Here is a 1574-nt window from a genome sequence, read left to right on the forward strand (position 1 = left end):
GCCTGAAGGCCCTCCTACACTATTGGTGAGGGCGCGCTTCAGCCTGCCGCGGGGCGCCAGAGATCCACGGCGAAATCCGCCTCGTAGGGCGGCACGTTGCACTCAATGACATCCTCCGGCGCGATCTTCAGCGTCAGACCAGTGATGTCGGCGCGGATCGGCATGCGGTGGCGCTGCCGGTCCACCAGCACCGCGGCGTGCACGTGCGCCGGCTTCTGCGTTGCCAGCCACTCGAACACGCGCATCAGCGAATAGCCCTGGTAAAGCACGTCGTCCACCACGATCACCCGCCGGTTGAGCAGGTCGACGTTGGCGGGGGCTTCGAGCGCCGTTTCCGGATGCAGCAGCTCCAGGTTGTCGGCGTAGCGCTTGACCTTCAGGTCCAGCCGGTCGACGGTGGCCCAGGGGGCGTGCACCTTCAGGCGCGCAAGGATGCGGTCGGCCAGCGGTGCGCCGCGGCGCAGCATCCCCAGCAGCACCGTGGGCGTGGCGTCGAGCAGCAGCGCGGCCTGCCGGGCCATGTCGTCGATCACCGGCGCCAGGGCGGCTTCGTCGTAGAGTCGGAAGCGGTCGGCGGGCATGGCGGGCTCCGGGCAGGGATGGCCAAGCCTAGCGCCTCGCAAGGTCGCCGCGCATGTGGCGGTGGGGCGGGGTGGCTCGTAGGATGGCCGCAGGCCCCCCGGAGCACGCCATGAAGCAGCGCAACGGCAGCAAGCCCGAGCCCGACGAGGACCAGCGCCTGCTGGCGGTCCTGATCGATGCCGACAACGCCCAGCCCGCCATCATCGAGGGCCTGCTGGCCGAGGTCGCCAAGTACGGCGTCGCCAGCGTCAAGCGCATCTACGGCGACTTCACCTCGCCGCAGCAGACGCAGTGGAAGAAGGCGCTGCTGAAGCACTCGATCCAGCCGGTGCAGCAGTTCGCCTACACCAGCGGCAAGAACGCCACCGACTCCTCGCTGATCATCGACGCGATGGACCTGATGTACACGCGCCGCTTCGACGGCTTCTGCCTGGTCTCGAGCGACAGCGATTTCACCCGCCTTGCGCAGCGGCTGCGCGAGGAAGGGCATACGGTGTACGGCTTCGGCGAGCGCAAAACCCCCGACGCGTTCGTGCAGGCTTGCGACAAGTTCATCTACGCCGAAGTGCTGCGCCGAGAACCCGAGCCCGCGCCGTCGCCGCCCGCCCCGGCCGCACCCGCCAAAAAGGCGGCGAAGAAGGCCCCCGCGCCGGCCAAGCCCGAGAAACCGTCGACGCCGGCGCTGCCGCGCGCGCTGCTGGTGCAGGCGATCGAGGAAGCCACCGACGACGAAGGCTGGGCCCACCTCGGTGCCGTGGGCAGCTACCTGAGCAAGATCCGCCCCGACTTCGACCCGCGGCTGTACGGCCACAAGAAGCTCAGCGACCTGCTCAAGGCGCACAAGGCCCTGTTCGAAGTACAGGAGCGCGGCACCGCGGGCGGCAGCAAGACCATACACGTGCGCCTGAAGGCCTAGCCCGACGCCACCCGCCGGCGCGCCCGCGGCGCCGGCCCGTCGTCGAGCGCGGCGCGGAACAGCGGCGCCACGGCGG

General features: G+C 69.9%; 2 protein-coding genes. One reads left to right on the top strand and one right to left on the bottom strand.

The window, feature by feature from the left end; all coding sequences use genetic code 11:
* Positions 1 to 38: 38 nt before the first annotated feature.
* Complete coding sequence (locus tag Q0C12_RS05520; RefSeq protein ID WP_290887334.1) at positions 39 to 581, bottom strand: phosphoribosyltransferase family protein; 543 nt, start codon at positions 579 to 581, stop codon at positions 39 to 41.
* Positions 582 to 691: 110 nt separating this feature from the next.
* On the opposite strand from Q0C12_RS05520, the gene Q0C12_RS05525 reads away from it, so the two are divergent.
* Entirely contained in the window at positions 692 to 1498 is an 807-nt protein-coding gene (locus Q0C12_RS05525; RefSeq protein ID WP_290887337.1) for an NYN domain-containing protein, read from the top strand.
* Positions 1499 to 1574: the final 76 nt, after the last annotated feature.

It is taken from the genome of Arenimonas sp., from assembly GCF_022842045.1.
GTDB lineage: Bacteria > Pseudomonadota > Gammaproteobacteria > Xanthomonadales > Xanthomonadaceae > Arenimonas.

Bases quoted from the DNA above. Each gene is read 5' to 3' on its own strand.
- Q0C12_RS05520 (WP_290887334.1), bottom strand. From the start codon at position 581: ATGCCCGCCGACCGCTTCCGACTCTACGACGAAGCCGCCCTGGCGCCG.
- Q0C12_RS05525 (WP_290887337.1), top strand. From the start codon at position 692: ATGAAGCAGCGCAACGGCAGCAAGCCCGAGCCCGACGAGGACCAGCGC.